Source organism: Leifsonia sp. NPDC058194 (assembly GCF_042883605.1).
Classification (GTDB): domain Bacteria; phylum Actinomycetota; class Actinomycetes; order Actinomycetales; family Microbacteriaceae; genus Leifsonia.
The window spans coordinates 1,169,497-1,186,563 of record NZ_JBHVVL010000001.1 but is presented as its reverse complement, the minus strand read 5'-3'; the positions used below and the strand labels follow the sequence as shown (position 1 = coordinate 1,186,563).

Here is a 17,067-nt window from a genome sequence, read left to right as displayed (position 1 = left end):
CGTGCAGCCGCGGCGTGTCTCGCCACATGGATCACCACGGAGAGCGCCACCACCGGCGCACAGCAGGGCGAGCATCCAGTCGTCACAACACGCCGCGCCGCAGGCCCCCTCGCGATCTACTGGTCACGACACGCCGCGCGAACACGTGCAGCCGCGGCGTGTCTCGCCACATGGATCACCACGGAGAGCGCCACCACCGGCGCACAGCAGGGCGAGCATCCAGTCGTCACAACACGCCGCGCCGCGGGTGCCCGTGCGATCCGCTGGTCACGACACGCCGCGAAAGCATGCGTTCGCGCGGCGTGTCGCGACCAATGGATGGCGGCGGGGCTCGCCAGCACCCTTCTACCGACGGCCGGCCCGACCGCGGGCGGCCCGGCCGCAGGCTACAGCCGCGGCGCCACCGCGCCTACGGCAGCGCCGGCGCGGTGACGCAGCGGCCGACGGCGCTGCGTTCCAGGAGGTGCGCGGCGCCGTAGAGCGGCGCGTCCGCGAGCAGTCGCGAGGGCGCGATGACGAGCGTCGCCGCCAGTTCGGGCGCGCACGCGTCGAGGCCGGAGCGGAAGCCGCGCTCGAGCACGTCCCACGAGCGCGAGATGGAACCGCCGACGACGAGGGCGGTCGCTTCGAACTCCCTCAGCCACGGGCCGACGGCGAGGGCAAGCGCCTCCATCGCGGTGTCGAACTCGTGCTGGGCGCGTGCATCGCCCGCTCGGGCGAGCCCGGCGAGGTCTTTGACGCTGAGCCCGGGGTCGGACGAGGCGTACCGGGCGAGGAGTGCGCGGGTGGAGACCGTCTCCTCAAGGTCACGGCCGTCGAACGGCAGACGGTGCACCTCCCCACCCGGCGGAACGTCGGCGCGGTCGAACACGAGCGACCCGTCGTCGACGAACGCGGAGCCGACGCCGGTCCCGAGCGTGACGCACACGAATCGGGCGTGGCGGGTCGGGGCGCCGAACCTCCACTCGCCGATGCCGTAGGCGCCCGCGTCGTGGACGAAGCGGATGCGGTCCGGATGCGCGCCCAGCCTCTCGGACAGGGCGGACCGGATGTCGACGCCGGCCAGACGCTCGAACTTGCCCACCCCGGCATAGTGGCCGACGCCACGCTCGTAGTCGAACGGGCCGGGCATCGCGAGCCCCCAGTCGCAGCCGCCCGGGTCGATCCCGGCGCCGGCGGCCGCCTCGACACAGGCAGACGCCCACGCATCGAGCACGGCCGCACTGGAGGCGTGGGAGTCGACGAGCCGCTCCACGCGGCTCAGGAGTCGCGCGCCTCCGGAACCGGCCCTGCCGACGGCCGCGGTCCCGACGGCGGCGGCGGTGACATGGCTCCCGCCGACGTCGACCACCATGTGCTGTCCGCCCTGCACGACCACCGCCTACCTCCTCGACTCGCGCCCAGTTCCGCCATGACAGCGCTGTCGCATCGATAGATCATAGTCATAGGCTGGTGGCGATGCCCGCACGCCGACCCGCCTCCCCCGTCGACGCCTCCGACCCCACTTCCGGCTCTGACTCCGGCTCCGCCACCGCCGGCTCCGGCTCCGGCTCCGGCTCCTGGCGGCGCGAACCCGACACCGTGGTGCGCCGAGCCGGGCGCATCCCGGACGGCACCGCCGAGGGCTCCGTGATCCGAGCGGAGTCGGAGGTCCCCGACGCCCCTCTGGAATGGGAGTCGCACGCGCACGACCAGCACGAGCTGGTCTGGGTGCGCGGCGGGACGATGACGACACGCGTCGGCGATCGCGTGTTCACGGTGTCGGAGGGCTCCGGTCTCTGGCTGCCCGCGGGCGCCGAGCATGCCGGACGGCTCACCGCCGGAGTCGAGTTCTTCGACGCGTTCTTCGCACCCGACCGCACGCCGGTGACGTTCGACGGGCCGACGGTCATCGCGATGTCACCGCTGCTGGAGTCGCTGCTGACCCACCTCGCGCGCACCGACCTCGACACCGGGTCACGGGCGCGGGCCGAAGCCGTCGTCTTCGACGTGCTCGATCCCGCGGAGGAGCCGCTGGCCCTGCGGGTTCCGGGAGACCCGCGGATCGACGCGATCGCCGAGGCGCTGCTCGCCGACCCTGCGGACGGCCGCGGGCTGGAGGAGTGGGCGCGCGAACTCGAGGTGAGCGAGCGGACCATCACGCGCGCCTTCCGCCAGTCGACCGGGCTCTCGTTCGTGCAGTGGCGGCAGTCGCTGCGCGTGCACCACGCTCTCGCACTGCTGGCGGAGGGATGGGATGTGCAGGCGACATCGGAGCGCCTCGGCTACGCCCAGGCGAGCACCTTCATCGCCGCCTTCCGTCGTGTGATGGGAACGACTCCGGGCGCCTACACCGGCAGTTCCTGAGCGACAATCGGATCCTGCGTGTCCGGAAAACCGTATCGATTGTCCTTAAGTCCGGATTGCAGACACCCCTCACGGAAACATAGTCTGACTTAGGCAATCCTTACCTAACATCGCGACGCGTCCTCCCCCCGGGTCGCCCCACCGAGGATTCCGCACCGACGCCCCCTCCCTCCCGGACGAGATCCCCTATGCCCACCACACCTTCCCCGCGCGCCGCCACGGCCCTCCGCGGAGAGCGGCTCGTCCTGCGGTTCGGCAAGACCGCTGTCGTCGACGGCGTGTCGATCGCCCTGGAGCCCGGCCGCGTGACGGCGCTGGTCGGGCCGAACGGCAGCGGCAAGTCCACACTGCTGCGGTCCCTCGCCCGCCTGCACCGCGTGGACGACGGCGAGGTCACGCTCCGCGACGCCGGCTCCGGCTCCGGCTCCGGCTCCGGCTCCGAGCAACGCGCGTCCCTCTTGAGCGCGCGCCAGTTCGCCCGGGAAGTCACGCTCTTCGCGCAGTCACGGCCGGCACCGCAGGGCATCACGGTCCGGGAGGTCGTGGCCTTCGGGCGGCACCCCTACCGTCGCGGGTTCTCCGGGCTGTCGGCGGAGGACCGCCGCGCGGTCGACCACGCGATGCACGCGACGGGCGTGACGGACATGGCCGGCCGTGCGGCCGGCGAGTTGTCCGGAGGCGAAGTGCAGCGCGTCTGGCTCGCGGCCTGCCTCGCCCAGGAGACGGGGGTCGTGCTGCTCGACGAGCCCACCAACCACCTCGACCTGCGCTACCAGATCGAGACGCTCGACCTGGTGCGCGATCTCGCCGACGAGCACGGCGCCGCGGTCGGCATCGTGCTGCACGACCTCGATCACGCCGCCCGCATCGCCGATTCCCTGTTGCTGATGCGCGACGGCCGCATCCACGCCGCCGGCGACCCGCACGCCGTGCTCACGGCGGAGAACATCGGCGAGGTCTACGACCTGCGTGTCGACGTGGAGGTGGACCCGCGTTCGGGCCGTCTGCGCATCGATCCGATCGGCCGTCACAGCGCGCGCGCCGCGCGAACCTCGACGGCCGCCTCCTCCGCTGCCGCCACCTCCACTGCCACCACCCCCACTGCCACCACCCCCGCATCCCCCCTCAGAGAGGACCACCCATGATCCGAGCCCACCGACTCGCGACCGTGGCGGCCACCGCCGCCGCCGTCGCGCTCACCCTCACCGCCTGCGGCACCACCGCCGTCAGCGACGCCGCGAGCACCGCCGCACCGAAGGCGACCTCGCAGGCCTGCGCCGACGACACGACCGCCACGTCCACCGGCCCGGTGTCCCTGACCGACGGGGTCGGCCGCACGGTGAAGCTGGACGCGCCGGCGAAGCGGGTCGCGGTGCTCGAGTGGCAGCAGATCGAGGACGCCCTCACCCTCTGCGTCGGTCCGGTCGCCGTCGCCGACCCCGCGGGCTACGGCACCTATGTGAGCGCGGAGAAGCTCCCGAAGGCCACCGTCGACGCCGGCCAGCGCGGCGAGCCCGACCTCGACGCCCTCTACGGCGCGAAGCCCGACCTCATCATCGTCGAGGGCTTCACGGCGGACGACGAGATCGTCGCCCAGCTCGAGAAGCGCGACGTGCCCGTGCTCGTCACCCTGGGCGCGAACGCCGCCGACCCGATCGGCAACATGAAGAGCGTCTTCACCATGATCGCGGAGGCGACCGGACGCACCGAGCGCGCCGACGTCGTGCTGAAGCAGTTCGACGAGCACCTCGCGGAGGCGAAGCAGAAGGTCGCGAGCGTCGACCTGCCGACGAAGAGCTTCCTGTTCTTCGACGGCTGGATCGAGAGCGGAAACGTCGCCATCCGCCCGTACGGCAAGGGCGCACTGTTCACGGCACTCGGCGAGCAGCTGGGGATGACGCCGGCCTGGACCGACGAGATCGACAAGGCGTACGGCAACGGCGGCGTCGACCCGGCGTACGGGCTGGCGCAGACCGACATCGAGGGCCTCACCGCGGTCGGCGACGCCACCCTGTTCTACTCGGACGACAAGACCCCGGACAGCTATGTGACCGAGCTCGACAAGAGCGCGATCTGGACCTCCCTCCCCGCCGTCAAGGACGGGCGCGCCCACGCTTTCCCGGCCGGCGTCTGGGGCGCGGGCGGACCGATCTCGAACGAGCAGGCGATCGACGCCTACGTCGACGCCCTCACCCGGAGCTGACCGCACGGTGACCGCACAGTGAGCGCATCCGGGATCGCCACGACGGGGCGCCGCCCCGTCGCCGATACCGGGCTCCGCGGCGGGGTGGGCGGGGCGGCCGTGCTGGCCGCCCTGCTCGTCGCCGTCGTCCTCGTCGGGATGTGGCACGTGACGCAGGGGACGTCCGGAATCGGGATGTGGGACCTCCTCCGCTACGCCGGCGGCGCCCGCGAGACCGTGGGAGGCGTGACGGTCGCGGACGTGCTGACCGGCTCGCGCCTCCCGCGCCTGCTGGCGGGGGTCGCCGTCGGCGTCGCCCTGGGGGCCGCGGGCGCGCTGCTGCAGTCGGTCACCCGCAACGTGCTCGCGTCGCCGGACACCCTGGCCGTCAGCGCCGGATCCTACTTCGCTCTCACCGCGGTCGCCGCCGTCGGGTTCTCCGTGCCGCTGTGGGCGTCGGGAGGCGTCGCGTTCGTCGGGGGCCTGGCCGCGGCAGCGCTGGTGCTCGGAGTCGCCGGGCGCGGTGCCGGGACGGGCACCACGCGCCTCATCCTCGCCGGGTCTGCCATCGCGATGGCGCTCGACGCCGCCACCGCGATGCTGCTCATCTTGTTCAAGGAGCGCACCACGGGCCTCTTCGCCTGGGGCAGCGGCTCCCTCGCCCAGCTCAACCTCGACGCCTCCACGCGGGCCATCCCGCTCATCGTCGCCGTCGTGGCTCTCGTGATGCTCCTCTCGCGCCGGCTCGACGTGCTGCGGCTGGGCGACGACACGGCAGCGTCGCTCGGCGTCCCCATCCGCTCGACCCGGCTGCTCGCCGTTGTGAGCGCCGTGCTGTTGACCGCCGTCGCCGTCACCGTGGCGGGCCCGATCGCCTTCGTCGGCCTGGGCGCGCCGGTGCTGGTGCGCCTCGTGGCGGCGCGCGTGCCCTCGCTCAACCGGCACGTGCTCCTCATCCCGGCCTCCGGTCTGATGGGCGCGCTGCTCATCCTGCTGGCGGATGCCACGCTGCGCGCGATCCTCGGTGCCGAGGCTGCGGCGTCGATCCCGACCGGCATCCCGACCGCCGTGCTCGGCGCGGTCATCATCGTGGCGCTGGCGATGCGCCTGCGCGACTCGGGATCGGTGCGCCGGCCGCCCGGCGCCCGCATCGCGGTGCGCTCCCGTCGCCGGTTCGTCGTCGTGCTCGTCGTCGCCGCCGTGCTCCTCGCCGTCGCGGCCGTGATCGGGATGCTCGCCGGGAGCCTCTGGCTGCGCACCGGCGACATCGCCCTGTGGGTGCAGGGCGGCGCCCCCGACCTGGTCGCACGCGCGCTCGACGAACGACTCCCTCGCATCCTGGCCGCCGCCCTCGCCGGGGCGGCCCTCGCTCTCGCCGGCTGCGTCGTGCAGAGCACGGTGCGCAACCCTCTGGCCGAGCCGGGCATCCTCGGCATCACCGCCGGCGCCGGGCTCGGCGCGGTCATCGTCGTGACGTCCGGGATGGCCGGCGGCCGCCCGATGCTCATCGTCATGGCGGTCGTCATGGGGCTGGCCACGTTCGGCCTGATCGCCGTGCTCGCCTGGCGCGGAGGCCTGCTGCCCGACCGCTTCGTGCTGATCGGCATCGGCTGCGGCTACGGCCTCACCGCGATCACCGCCTACCTCCTGCTCCGCGCGGACCCGTGGCAGACACCGCGCATCCTCACCTGGCTCTCGGGCACGACCTACGGGCGGACCCTGCCCGACGTCGCACCCGTCGCCGTCGCGCTCCTGATCGCCGTCCCCGTCCTGTTCGGGATGCGCCGCCGCCTCGACCTGCTGGCCGTCGACGAGGACACCCCGCGCATCCTGGGCATCCGGCTGGAGGGCACCCGGGTGACCGTGCTCGCGATCGCCGCCGTGCTGGCCGCCGTGAGCGTCGTCGCCGTGGGCGTCGTCGGATTCGTCGGGCTCATCGCGCCGCACCTGGCGCGCGGCCTGGTGGGCGCCCGCCACGGCCGCACGATCCCGGTCGCCATGCTGCTCGGAGCCCTGCTCGTCTGCGTCGCCGACACTCTCGGCCGCACCCTCATCGCCCCGTCGCAGCTGCCCGCCGGGCTCATGATCGCACTCGTCGGTGCGCCCTACTTCGTCTGGCTGCTGCGCCGGTCGCGGGCGTAGGAGTACCCTCCCCAGCAAGGTCCCGACGACGAGGGAGCGGCCCCATGACGAAGTTCCTGATCTCCTTCCCCAGCGGGGCGATGACGTTCCCCGCGGAGGAGCTGCACGCCGTGTCCGAGGCGTCGCACGCGGTGATCCGCGAGGCGAAGGAGGCGGGCGTGTACGTCTTCGGCGGCGGCATCGACGAGGACGTCGACCCGGTGCTGGTCGGCGGCGACGGCACCGTCACTCCCGGAACCTATCCGCAGACCGGCCAGCTGAAGGGCGGCTTCTGCGTGCTGGAGCTGCCGTCGCGCGACGCGGCGATGGAGTGGGCCGCGAAGATCGCGACCTCGTGCCGGTGCGCGCAGGAGGTCCGCGAGTTCATGTACGACCCGGAGTCGTGACTGCAGCCCCACCTCCGTGCGCCCCCGCCAGTCGCGCCGCCATCGCCTCGGCCGCTGAGACGAGCTCCGGGGGCTCGACGATTCGGAAGGGCGCGTCGAACCGCAGGATCGACGCCAGGAGGCCGGTCCACGACCACGACCCGAGCGTGACGCGGCACGAGCGATCCGACAGCGCCTCGACCTCCCCATCACCCACCCACAGCGTGACTTCCCGCACCGGCAGGTCGAGCTCGAAGCGGCCGATGCACGGCCAGCGGTCCGCCTCCGTCGACCCCTTGAAGCGTGCGGAGAGGAACGTCTCCACGTCGCCGGTCGGGACGGCGCGCGGCTCGAACGACGGTCCGGACGGGATGCGCGGCACCAGGCGGTCGAGGCGGAACACCCTCCAGTCGCCCCGCTCCACATCCCAGGCCACGAGGTACCAGCGACCGTCGCGGGCGACGAGGCCGTGGGGTTCCGCGTGGCGTGCCGGCGCATCGTGGTCGGCCGCGCCGTAGTCGAACCGCAGGGTCCTGTGCAGCCGGACATGCTCGCTCACCGCTTCCAGCACCGCCGGGTCGACCCGCACCGGCGCGTTCGCGCCGGTGAACCGCACACCATCGATCCGGTGCCGCAGCCGCGACGGCATGACCTGCCGCACGGTGAGCAGGGCGCGCTCCGCCGCGTCCGCGATGTCCGCACCGCTCGCGGGGGCGTTCTGCAGGGCGACGGCGATCGCGACGGCCTGCTCGTCGTCGAGCAGGAGGGGAGGGAGCTCCGACCCGGCAGCGAGCCGGTACCCGCCGTCCGGCCCTTTGACGGCATCGATTCGGTACCCCAGCTCGCGGAGCCGGTCGACGTCGCGCCGGATGGTCCGGGAGGTGACGTCGAGCCTCTCGGCGAGCGCGCCGCCCGGCCAATCGCGCCGCGTCTGCAACAGGGACAGCAGCGCGAGCAGCCGTGACGAGGTCTCGATCATGCGTCCATCATCCCCGTAGTAGAGGACTCTAACTGTCCTCTACTGCGCTGATGATCGGTTCTGCGGGCCGACGGCACCGCGATCACCGATCAGGAGGACTCATGCTCACCACCACCACCCACCTCAACCTGCCGGGCACGGCGCGGGCCGCACTCGACTTCTACCAGGGCGTCTTCGGCGGCCAGGTCTTCGCCACCACCTACGGTGAGCTGGGGATGCCGGCCGAACTCCCCGACGCGGGCAAGGTCGTGTTCGGCGCACTGCAGGCCGAGAACGGCTTCCGCATCATGGCCTACGACATCCCCGGTCGCACGGACCCGGTCGCCGGCTCCACCCGCCGCGAGAACGGCACGACGATCACCGATCAGCCGTTCTTCGTCTCCCTCCGCGCTGGAAGCCTCGACGAGGCGACCGGGTACTGGGAGGGCCTCGCCGACGGCGCGTCCGTGATCGAGCCGCTCGCGGCCTCGGCGTGGAGCGCCGGCTTCGGGATGCTCACCGACCGGTTCGGCATCACCTGGGCGTTCGACGTCGAGGCGGCGCAGGCCGGGTGAGGGCGCCGGCCAGGCGGGGCGGCGCGCCGTTCAGCGTGCGCGCCGTCCCGTCCGGCCCTCGTCGAGGAAGCCGCGCACGATCGTCGCGATGAGCTCGGGCCGTTCGGCCACGAGCCCGTGGGTCGCGCCCGGCAGGATCGCCAGCTGCGCGCCCGGGATCGATGCCGCGATCAGCAGGCTGTGGTCCGGACGGATGGTGTCGCGGTCACCCGACATCACGAGGGTCCGCGCAGTGATGCCCGCCAGGTCGGCCGGGTCGATGCGGGGCTCCGACGTCCAGAGCCGGAACAGCTTCGCCAGCACGACCTCGGCGTGCTCCGGGCCGTCGGGCGAGAGGCGGTCGTAGTGCATGCGCTCGACATCGGGCTCGGGCTCGCCCGCGTCGGCGACATGCGCCGGTGTCCCGAGAGGATCGAGCACCACGGCCTCCGCCGCCTCCGCCGAATGGGTGAACGCCGACGGGTCGAGGTTCGCGCTGATCGCGACCAGCGACCGCACCCGCTCGGGGTGCGCCAGGGCGAGCAGCAGGCCCAGGATGGCGCCGTCGCTGTACCCGATGACGTCCACGCGATCGAGGCCCTTCGCGTCGAGGTACGCGATCGTCTCCACCAGCCCGCGCTCGTAGCTGTAGTCGCCCTCCACGTCCGCCGAGCGGCCGTGACCCGGTCGTTCGAAGGCGTGCACCCGGTGGTCGACGGCGAGCGCGTCCCCCTGTGCGCGCAGCGATTCGAGCGAGCAGAACCCGCCGTGGAGCAGGAGCACGGGATCGCCCGCACCGGAGACCTCCTCGTAGACGTCGACATCGGCGATACGCAGGTGGGGCATCCCCCCACCCTACGCGCGGCGGGATTCGCAATCGCCTCTTCGGGATCGCCCGTCACCCCAGTAGCTTGAGCCGTGAATCACGGTTCTCGAGGAGGCGCACATGATGTCGAAGAGGTCCCTGGCGGTGCTGGCGGGAGTGATCGGTGCGGCGGTGGCGCTGGGGCCACTGCCGGCCGAGGCGGCACCCGCAGCGCAGGCCGCGCCCGCAGCGCAGGCCGCCCCCGCAGCGCAGGCCGCGCCCGCGACGCCCGGCGCGGGATGGGATGCGGCCTCGGTCGCCGCGCGAACGAGCGAACAGGCGGCGTTCATCCGTGGCCAGCAGCGCCCGAGCGGTGCGATCCTGCACGGCAGCGGCGGCGTGAACCCGTACTTCGGCAACTATGCGGCGCTGGGGCTGCTCGCCGAGGGGTCGCAGCCCTCGGTCTCCGCCGCCGCGCGCTGGCTCGACTGGGTCTTCGCCCACCTCAACACGGCGTCGGGCGCCGATGGCGGCCGGTTCACGATCGACGACTACGCGATCGTGGCGGGCGCCGAGGTGTCGACGGGCGGCTACGACTCCGTCGACAGCTACGCCGCGACCACGCTGATGGTCGCGGCCGCACTGTGGAAGAAGACCGACGCCACCGGCAGGAGCACGCTGGCGTCGCGGATCGGGGCGTTCGAGAAGGTCGCCGCCCTGCTCGGTCCGGCTCCCACCGGCGTGCGGAAGGCCTCCGGCCTGACCCAGGCGACCTTCACCTACAACGTCGCGTATCTCATGGACAATGCGGAGGTCTACCAGGGCCTGCATGACTTCGCGGCGCTCGAGGCCGCGCTCGGCCGCAGCGCGCAGGCGGCCGCGTACGCATCGTGGGCGACGACGACACGGAACGCCATCGTCGCGAAGCAGTGGAACCCGCAGAAGAACCTCTGGAGCTGGCACGACTCGGTCGCACCCGACCTCTCCGGCCCCTTCTATGCGCAGAGCATGGCCCAGTACTTCCCGATCGACTTCGGGGTCGTGCCGCCGACCGACTCCCGCGCGTCCACCTCCTGGGCCGCGCTCACCGCCCGCTGGCCAGGCTGGAGGTCGAACGAGCTCGACCGGGCGGAGGCGGCCACTCCGCTGGCGTACGCCGCCGCGCTGATGGGCGACGCCGCCGGCGCCCGCGCCATGCTCGACGACATCGCCATCCAGTACGCGCCCGGGTGGAACTATCCGGTCGTGAAGACCGGTTCACTCACCACCTGGTGGAGTCCCGCGCAGGCCGGGTGGTACATCCGGACCCTTCAGCTCCTCGGCACGAGCCGGTAGCGACTGCGCCACACGTGCGACCCGCACCGGCCGGTGCCGACGTAGTCGCCGATCCCGGCCCAGTACACGTCGGCCATGCCGTAGCCGAGGTCCACGAGCCCGGTGACGATCACGCGCCGGAGGTCGGTCCTGCGCTCCCAGACGGATCCGAGAAGGACGGGTTCGGTGTCGGCGGCCATGCCGCAAGGCTTGCACGCCGGATCGCCCGCCTCAGTGGAACGACGAGGAGTTCAGTAGCGCCGGGCGGGATCCTCAGATCCCGCGGATCACCCGCGCCGGGTTCCCCACGGCGACCACGTCGGCCGGGATGTCGCGGGTGACGACCGAGCCGGCGCCGATCACGCTGTTGTCGCCGATGGTCACGCCCGGGCACACGATCACGCCGCCGCCCAGCCAGACGTTGTCCCCGATGACGATCGGCTCCGCCGCCTCGAGCTTGTCGCGGCGCGGCTGCGGGTCGACGGGGTGCGTCGGGGTCAGCAGTTGCACGTTCGGGCCGATCTGGCAGTCCTCGCCGATGGTGATGCTCGCCACATCGAGCGCGACCAGGTTGTAGTTGACGAACGTGCGGGCGCCGATCGAGATGAACTCGCCGTAGTCGACGAACAGCGGAGGCTTGACGAACGCGTCGTCGCCCAGCGACCCGAGCAGCTCGGCCAGGATCGGCCGCGCCGTCGTGTCGTCCGCGAGCCAGGCGCGGTGGTACGAGTCGGCGAGGCGGGCGCCCCGCAGCGCGCGGCGCTCGCTCTCGGGGTCGTCCGAGATGTAGAGGTCGCCGGCGAGCATGCGCTCGCGGTTCGAGCGGGGGTCGCCCGCGAAGTAGTCGTGACTCATAGGTACGATCGTACATTAGGTGTGTACGCCCGTACACACCGGCGAGTCAGCTGGTCGAGCCGGCGACCCGATCGATCGCGGCGCGCACGGCGGAGGCGTCGTACGGCTCGATGTCCAGCGCCCGATGCAGCGTCATCCCCTCCACCAGGGCGTCCAGGATGCCCGCCGTCACGGGATCGAAAAATCGTTCCAGCACCGCCCGGCTGCGGCCCATCCAGCCGTTGGTGATCGTCCGGTAGCGCGGGTCGCGGGCGGCCAGCGTGTACAGCTCCTGGGTCAGCACGAGCTCGCGCGGGGTGTCGAACACCTCCAGCAGGATGTGCCGCGCGAGCGCCTCCCGCGCCTCGGCCGCGGAGCCGCAGTCGGCCATGCTCGCCTCGAACGCCGTGCTGAACGTGTGTGCGAACCGGTCGAACGCCTCGGCGAGCAGAGCATCCATCCCAGTGAAGTGGTAGGTCATCGACCCCAGCGAGACATCGGCCGCCTCGGCGACGCGCCGATGCGTCGTGCCGGCGACCCCGTACTCGGCGATCACGTCGAGGCACGCGTCCACGATCCGGTCGCGGCGCGCAGGGTCGTGTCTGCGCGGGCGGCGCGCGTCGGCGGTCGCGCGGGGTGCGGAGGCGGCGTCGGGGCTGTCGGCCATCCCGTCAGCGTACACACGTACGCATCGAGCAGCCTCCTCCGCGATCCGGCTCCCGCTCCGGCCCGGTCCGACGTCAACCCGGTTCACAACCCCCGGCGATCGGCCTACCGTCCGCCGCGAATCGAATCCGAGGAGCGAAGCAGATGGCCACCACCACGAAGAAGACCACGAAGTCCGCCGCCGGCGCGGCAGCACCCCGCACCACCCGCCCGCGCGGCGAGTCGACGGCCGAGCACTCGACCCGTCGCGAGAACGCCGAGCACGGGTTCGTCGCACCGCCGTCGCTCGCGGGCGACTTGCAGCGCGTGCTCGTGGACCTGATCGAGCTGCACCTGCAGGGCAAGCAGGCGCACTGGAACATCGTCGGACACAACTTCCGCGACCTGCACCTGCAGCTCGACGAGATCGTCGATGCCGCGCGTGGGTTCAGCGACGATGTCGCCGAGCGGATGCGCGCCCTGCACGCCACTCCCGACGGCCGCTCGCAGACGGTCGCCGAATCCACGGCGCTCGAGGCGTTCCCGAACGGCGAGATCGATACGGCCGCGGCCATCGATCTCATCACCGCCCGGCTCGAGACCGCGGTGCGCACCATGCGCTCGGTGCACGACGACGTCGACGAGGCCGACCCGACATCCGCCGACCTGCTCCATGCGTTCATCGAGCGGCTCGAGCAGCTCGCCTGGATGGTCAGCGCCGAGAACAGGACGCCTGCCACGGCCTGACCGCCTCCCGCGTGGCGCCGTCGGTCAGCGATCGAGGGTGTCCCGCGGGCTCTCCCCGAACGTCTCGCGGTAGTAGGTCGCGAAGCGGGGGACGTGGGCGAAGCCCCAGCGATGTGCGATCTGCGCGACCGTCACGCCGTCCGACCGGTCGCTGCGCTGGAGCTCCGACCTGGCCGCCTCGAGCCGGATCCGGCGCAGATAGCGGGTCGGAGTGTCGCCGACCACCCGCTGGAACGCCTCCTGGAGCCCGCGGGCCGACAGCCTCGCGGCATCGGCGATGTCGGCCACGCTGATCGATTCGGCGACGTTCGACTCCATGTACGCGATGGCACGGCGCACGGCGGCCGGTGTCGCCGTCGCACCGTCGCGGCCGCCCGAGAGGTCGAGCAGGTTGCTCGGGAACGCCGCGACCAGTGCCGCGGTCAGACCGCGGAAGAGGGCGTCGCGCATCAGGGCGTTCTCGAAGAGCTCCGGGTCCGCCGCCATCCACCGCGCGTGCGCGGCCGCCGCCGACCAGACCTGCGCGCGCTCGGCCGAGATCGGGGCCGTGTCGCCGAAGCGGACCGGCAGACCGCCGCGTCCATAGTGATGCGCGAGCAGCCCCCGGACGGCGACGTCGTCGAGCTGGGTCACCGTGACGAGCAGCCGAGCCTCCCACGACGCCTCGGCCGGCGCGAGCGGGTACAGGTAGGGCTGCGCGGTGTCGAACTCACGACGTTCCGCCGACACCTGGACCGGCCGCGCGGCCTCACCGATCACGAAGGCGCTCTGCGCATCCATCACCGCCCGCCCCGACGACCGCTGGTCCACGCTCAGCAACGAGAACCGCTCGTCGCCGACCACGGAGAAGTCGTAGCTGAAGGGGGCGCCCTTCGGCACGCTGAGGTCGCTCCCGCGGTACACCTCGCGCAGCAGTTCGTGCGCCACTGCGGGGTCGGTCGTCTTCACTTCCAGACGCATCACTGACATAGAAGCTCCTCCATGCCGGCGGCTCCGGGGGCGAGTCGCCGACGTGGAATCCACTATCGTCCGTTCCGCGCGGATCGCCAGCCGCGCATTCTCGCTGTGATGTCAATGGGTGCCGAGGCCCTTCACCAGCGCCTTCCCAGGCCGATCATCGGCGACTCCCAGCCACCGACGCCGCTCGGGTCCGTAGGTTTGTTGACATGTCCCCGATGAAGAAGTCCTCGAAGATCTGGATCTCCGTCGCCGCCGGAGTGGTCGTCCTCGGCGTGGCCGGGGCGATCGCCGCCCCCTACGTCTACCGCGACCTCATCGCGGCGCCGGCCGACGCCGTCCCGACGATCGCTCTCACGACCGACCCGGAGGCGAAGACGACCATCGACACCTCCGATCTCAGCGGCGACTGGCAGGTGGGAGCCTCGTCGTTCGCGGGCTACCGCGTGGACGAGGTGCTGAACGGGGTGAACGTGACCGTGACAGGTCGCACCTCCGACGTCACCGGCTCCTTCAGCGTCGACAAGCTGACCCTGACGAAGGCGACCGTCACGGTGAAGGTCGCCACGATCGCCACCGACGAGCCCAACCGCGACGACTACTTCCGTTCCACCGCGCTGCAGACCGATCAGTTTCCCGAAGCGACGTTCGTGCTCGCCGAGCCGATCTCGGTGAGCGCACCGGAGTCGGGGGCGGCGCAGACCGTCTCGGCGACCGGGACCCTCACCCTGCACGGCGTCTCGAAGACGGTCACGGCCGACCTGCAGGTCGGTCTGAACGGCGACGGCGGACAGCTGAGCGGCAGCATCCCGATCACCTTCTCGGACTTCGGTGTGACCGCGCCGAGCCTCGGCTTCGTGACCGTCGAGAAGACGGGATCCGTGGAGTTCCTGCTCAACCTCGAGAAGGCCGCGGGCTGACTCAGCCCGGCGCCGCCAGCCCGAGCAGCGGATAGAGGTCGGCGAGGCCGCCGTCGAGGCCCCCGTTCAGCGCGCCGATCCCGTGGCCGCCCCGCGGGATGTTTACGAATGCGGTGTTGATGCCGGCGGCGCGGGCCAGCTGCGAACCGCGCAGTGCGACGTGGTGGTACACCGGGTCGTCCGCGCACGCCGTGAAGATCACCGTCGTGCCCGGATGGGCGAATGTCGGGATCCAGGTGAACGGCTTCGCCCGGTCGTACGCCGCCTGATCGCCGCCGAACTCGTCGTGCAGCGTGGCGTCGGGATGCTCCGCTCCCGGGAACTCCTCGCCCGAGATGTCGAGGATGTTCGCGAACAGATCGGGGTGGCGGAGCCCGAACGAGAGGGCGCAGAGACCCCCGTTGGAGTAGCCGGCGACGGTCCAGAAGCGATGATCGTGCGTGATCGCCAGGTTCTTCTCCGCCCAGGCGGGCACGTCCTCCGTGATGTACGTCTCGACGTCGCCGAAGCGGGTCGTGTCGCGGCACAGCGTGTCATGCGTCGCGTCGCCGAGCTGGTCGGGCACGACCACGATCGGCGCGAGCCCGTGGTGGGATGCCGCGAAGCGGTCGAGCACGGTGGCGATGGGCTCCGGATCGGGGTTGCCGGGCTGCCCCATCATCATCACGACCAGCGGCAGCACCGGTGGATGCGCCACTCGGGCTGCGGGAGGCAGGTAGAGCCCGGCCTCGCGCGCGTGGAAGCCGCTCACGGTGCCGGGGATGCGGACCGTCCCGACTTCGCCGTGCTCGGGCATCCCTGCCGGCGCCTTCCAGTGCTTCCACAGAGTGGAGTCGTACCGGAGATCGGCGCTCGTCGGCGGGGCCAGCGCGACCGGCTTCGGGACGGTGATGGCGAGCAGACCCCCGAGCGTGCGGTTGAGGCCGTAGTTCGCGTTGATCCCGAGCGTGGCGGAGAGCAGGAACACCGGGATGCCGACGATCGCGACGATCGTCCGCCACCGCGGTCTGCGCGCGATGCTCACCACGCAGAGGGCCACCCCGCAGAACGCGGCGGCGACCCACAGGTAGTTTCCCGCGCCGAGCGACTCGCCGAAGAGGTTGAGCCAGCGGATGCAGACGAGCCAGACGGCGACGGCTGCAGCCAGTCCGACGACGAGCGCGAGTGCCGCCCGCAGCAGCCAGCGCTTCGTGGGGCGCCGAACGAGCAGCGCGACCAGGATGGCCGCAGCGCACCCGTACAGCACCACCGGCAGCGGACCGCTCAGCACATCGAGCGACAGCACTCCATCGAACACGCGGCGACCCCCGTCAGAACGGGCCCGCGAATGCCCGGCCCTCACGTAGGACCCGCTTTCGGATCCCTCGCTCATTCAACCGGATGCCGCGCCGACAGGCGCTGAGATTCGCCCGCCTGAACCTGCGCGTCCCCTCAGAACGGAGCGTGGGGCCGCGAACCGTGTCGCGGCCCCACGTTGTCACCGGCCGGGGTCAGTGGCCGCCTGCGAGCTGTCGGGCGATCTGGCCGGCGAGCTGCTGGATGCCGTCGCCGTAGCCTCCGCCGATCGCGGTCGTGGCGATCTTCTGCACGTCGGTCGTGCGCTCCGCTGAGGGAGCGGCGGCGAGCGTCGCGAGGTCGGTCCGGAGCGCCTGCGGGAGCTTCGCCGAGAGCTGCGCGTCCGCGGAGATCTCGGAGGCGACGACCGCGCCGTCCGCCCCGAGGGACGCGCCCGAGAGATCACCCGAGCGCAGGCTGTCGAGCAGGCCCGTCGCGTCGGCCTTCGCCGAGCGGTCTCCGGCCGAGGCCTTCAGGTGCTTCGCGAGATCGGCGATCGCGGTGCCGTACCCGCCGTCGAGGGCGGTCGTGACGACCTTCTTCGCATCGGCCGTGCGCTGCTGCGCCGTCGCGCCGGCGAGCGCCGTCAGATCGTGCTGGAGCGCGTCGGGGAGCAGGTCGTAGAGGGCCTTGTCGGCGATGACGCGCTTGGCGAGGGCCTGCGCCTGCGCGCCATTCACCTGGCCACCGCTGCCGAAGAGACCGTGGCCGAGCTGGCCGGTGCCGTGGCCGGCCGGCGCCGACCACGAGGCCGACCCCGTTCCTCCGGAGCCGTGGTCGGTGGTGGAGGCGAACGCGCCCTGCGCGCCGACTCCGACGAGCGCGCCTGCCGCGAGGAGCGAGGCGGCCCCGACGGCGACGCGCTGGGCGGCGCCCTTCTTCTTCCGAACGGAGGTGTTCATGCTGTCGTTCACGTGGATCCTTTCCGTCGCCCGCGATGGTGCCGGCAGGGTGCCGGCGCCG

The 17,067-nt window shown here is 72.1% G+C and carries 18 protein-coding genes; 9 read left to right on the top strand and 9 right to left on the bottom strand.

The genetic code is table 11. The features are described 5' to 3' along the window. Nucleotides 1-409 precede the first annotated feature (409 nt). Nucleotides 410-1,378 carry an ROK family protein gene (locus tag ACFVU2_RS05795; RefSeq protein ID WP_387872036.1) on the bottom strand — a complete coding sequence of 323 codons (969 nt, stop codon included), beginning with the start codon at nt 1,376-1,378 and terminating at the stop codon, nt 410-412. 80 nt (nt 1,379-1,458) lie between these two features. Between ACFVU2_RS05795 and ACFVU2_RS05790 the strand changes: the two genes are divergently transcribed. The 5 genes from ACFVU2_RS05790 to ACFVU2_RS05770 all read left to right on the top strand — a co-directional run bounded on the left by ACFVU2_RS05790 (nt 1,459) and on the right by ACFVU2_RS05770 (nt 7,056). After that, on the top strand, nt 1,459-2,346 hold the full coding sequence (locus ACFVU2_RS05790; protein ID WP_387872034.1) for a helix-turn-helix domain-containing protein: 888 nt from the start codon (nt 1,459-1,461) through the stop codon (nt 2,344-2,346). Between the two features lie 188 nt (nt 2,347-2,534). Continuing rightward, a complete protein-coding gene (locus ACFVU2_RS05785; protein WP_387872033.1) occupies nt 2,535-3,491 on the top strand; it encodes an ABC transporter ATP-binding protein in 957 nt (318 codons plus the stop codon). After that, nucleotides 3,488-4,549, top strand: a complete 1,062-nt coding sequence (locus ACFVU2_RS05780; RefSeq protein WP_387872031.1) for an iron-siderophore ABC transporter substrate-binding protein — start codon at nt 3,488-3,490, stop codon at nt 4,547-4,549. Before ACFVU2_RS05785 ends, ACFVU2_RS05780 begins: the two co-directional genes overlap by 4 nt. Before the next feature lie 18 nt (nt 4,550-4,567). Next, nucleotides 4,568-6,670, top strand: coding sequence for an iron ABC transporter permease (locus tag ACFVU2_RS05775; RefSeq protein ID WP_387872029.1), 2,103 nt, complete (start codon nt 4,568-4,570; stop codon nt 6,668-6,670). A 44-nt stretch (nt 6,671-6,714) separates the two neighbouring features. Beyond that, nucleotides 6,715-7,056: a YciI family protein gene (locus ACFVU2_RS05770; protein WP_387872027.1), complete on the top strand. Its 342-nt coding sequence runs from the start codon at nt 6,715-6,717 to the stop codon at nt 7,054-7,056. Here the strand turns inward: ACFVU2_RS05770 and ACFVU2_RS05765 are convergent. Beyond that, a complete protein-coding gene (locus tag ACFVU2_RS05765; protein WP_387872025.1) occupies nt 7,034-8,014 on the bottom strand; it encodes a helix-turn-helix transcriptional regulator in 981 nt (326 codons plus the stop codon). The genes ACFVU2_RS05770 and ACFVU2_RS05765 overlap by 23 nt on opposite strands. 101 nt (nt 8,015-8,115) lie before the next feature. Between ACFVU2_RS05765 and ACFVU2_RS05760 the strand changes: the two genes are divergently transcribed. Continuing rightward, complete coding sequence (locus ACFVU2_RS05760; protein ID WP_387872024.1) at nt 8,116-8,568, top strand: VOC family protein; 453 nt, start codon at nt 8,116-8,118, stop codon at nt 8,566-8,568. Nucleotides 8,569-8,598: 30 nt separating this feature from the next. On the opposite strand, the gene ACFVU2_RS05755 is transcribed toward ACFVU2_RS05760, so the two are convergent. Continuing rightward, nucleotides 8,599-9,393: an alpha/beta fold hydrolase gene (locus ACFVU2_RS05755; protein WP_387872022.1), complete on the bottom strand. Its 795-nt coding sequence runs from the start codon at nt 9,391-9,393 to the stop codon at nt 8,599-8,601. Between the two features lie 100 nt (nt 9,394-9,493). On the opposite strand from ACFVU2_RS05755, the gene ACFVU2_RS05750 reads away from it, so the two are divergent. Next, nucleotides 9,494-10,687 (top strand): hypothetical protein, encoded by a 1,194-nt coding sequence (locus ACFVU2_RS05750; RefSeq protein WP_387872020.1) that lies wholly within the window; start codon nt 9,494-9,496, stop codon nt 10,685-10,687. Here the strand turns inward: ACFVU2_RS05750 and ACFVU2_RS05745 are convergent. The 3 genes from ACFVU2_RS05745 to ACFVU2_RS05735 all read right to left on the bottom strand — a co-directional run bounded on the left by ACFVU2_RS05745 (nt 10,663) and on the right by ACFVU2_RS05735 (nt 12,167). Further along, nucleotides 10,663-10,866, bottom strand: coding sequence for a hypothetical protein (locus ACFVU2_RS05745; protein WP_387872018.1), 204 nt, complete (start codon nt 10,864-10,866; stop codon nt 10,663-10,665). The genes ACFVU2_RS05750 and ACFVU2_RS05745 overlap by 25 nt on opposite strands. A 73-nt stretch (nt 10,867-10,939) precedes the next feature. Beyond that, nucleotides 10,940-11,521 (bottom strand): sugar O-acetyltransferase, encoded by a 582-nt coding sequence (locus ACFVU2_RS05740; protein WP_387872017.1) that lies wholly within the window; start codon nt 11,519-11,521, stop codon nt 10,940-10,942. A 46-nt stretch (nt 11,522-11,567) separates the two neighbouring features. Next, nucleotides 11,568-12,167 (bottom strand): TetR/AcrR family transcriptional regulator, encoded by a 600-nt coding sequence (locus ACFVU2_RS05735; protein WP_387872016.1) that lies wholly within the window; start codon nt 12,165-12,167, stop codon nt 11,568-11,570. 143 nt (nt 12,168-12,310) lie between these two features. Between ACFVU2_RS05735 and ACFVU2_RS05730 the strand changes: the two genes are divergently transcribed. Continuing rightward, nucleotides 12,311-12,892: a Dps family protein gene (locus tag ACFVU2_RS05730; protein ID WP_387872015.1), complete on the top strand. Its 582-nt coding sequence runs from the start codon at nt 12,311-12,313 to the stop codon at nt 12,890-12,892. A gap of 24 nt (nt 12,893-12,916) precedes the next feature. On the opposite strand, the gene ACFVU2_RS05725 is transcribed toward ACFVU2_RS05730, so the two are convergent. Beyond that, nucleotides 12,917-13,861: a helix-turn-helix transcriptional regulator gene (locus ACFVU2_RS05725; protein WP_387872013.1), complete on the bottom strand. Its 945-nt coding sequence runs from the start codon at nt 13,859-13,861 to the stop codon at nt 12,917-12,919. Between the two features lie 197 nt (nt 13,862-14,058). On the opposite strand from ACFVU2_RS05725, the gene ACFVU2_RS05720 reads away from it, so the two are divergent. Further along, complete coding sequence (locus ACFVU2_RS05720; protein ID WP_387872011.1) at nt 14,059-14,769, top strand: YceI family protein; 711 nt, start codon at nt 14,059-14,061, stop codon at nt 14,767-14,769. A 1-nt stretch (nt 14,770) separates the two neighbouring features. On the opposite strand, the gene ACFVU2_RS05715 is transcribed toward ACFVU2_RS05720, so the two are convergent. Both ACFVU2_RS05715 and ACFVU2_RS05710 read right to left on the bottom strand, forming a co-directional pair. Further along, entirely contained in the window at nt 14,771-16,066 is a 1,296-nt protein-coding gene (locus tag ACFVU2_RS05715) for an alpha/beta hydrolase (RefSeq protein WP_387872009.1), read from the bottom strand. 193 nt (nt 16,067-16,259) lie between these two features. Continuing rightward, a complete protein-coding gene (locus tag ACFVU2_RS05710) occupies nt 16,260-17,018 on the bottom strand; it encodes a hypothetical protein (protein ID WP_387872007.1) in 759 nt (252 codons plus the stop codon). Between the last annotated feature and the right edge of the window lie 49 nt (nt 17,019-17,067).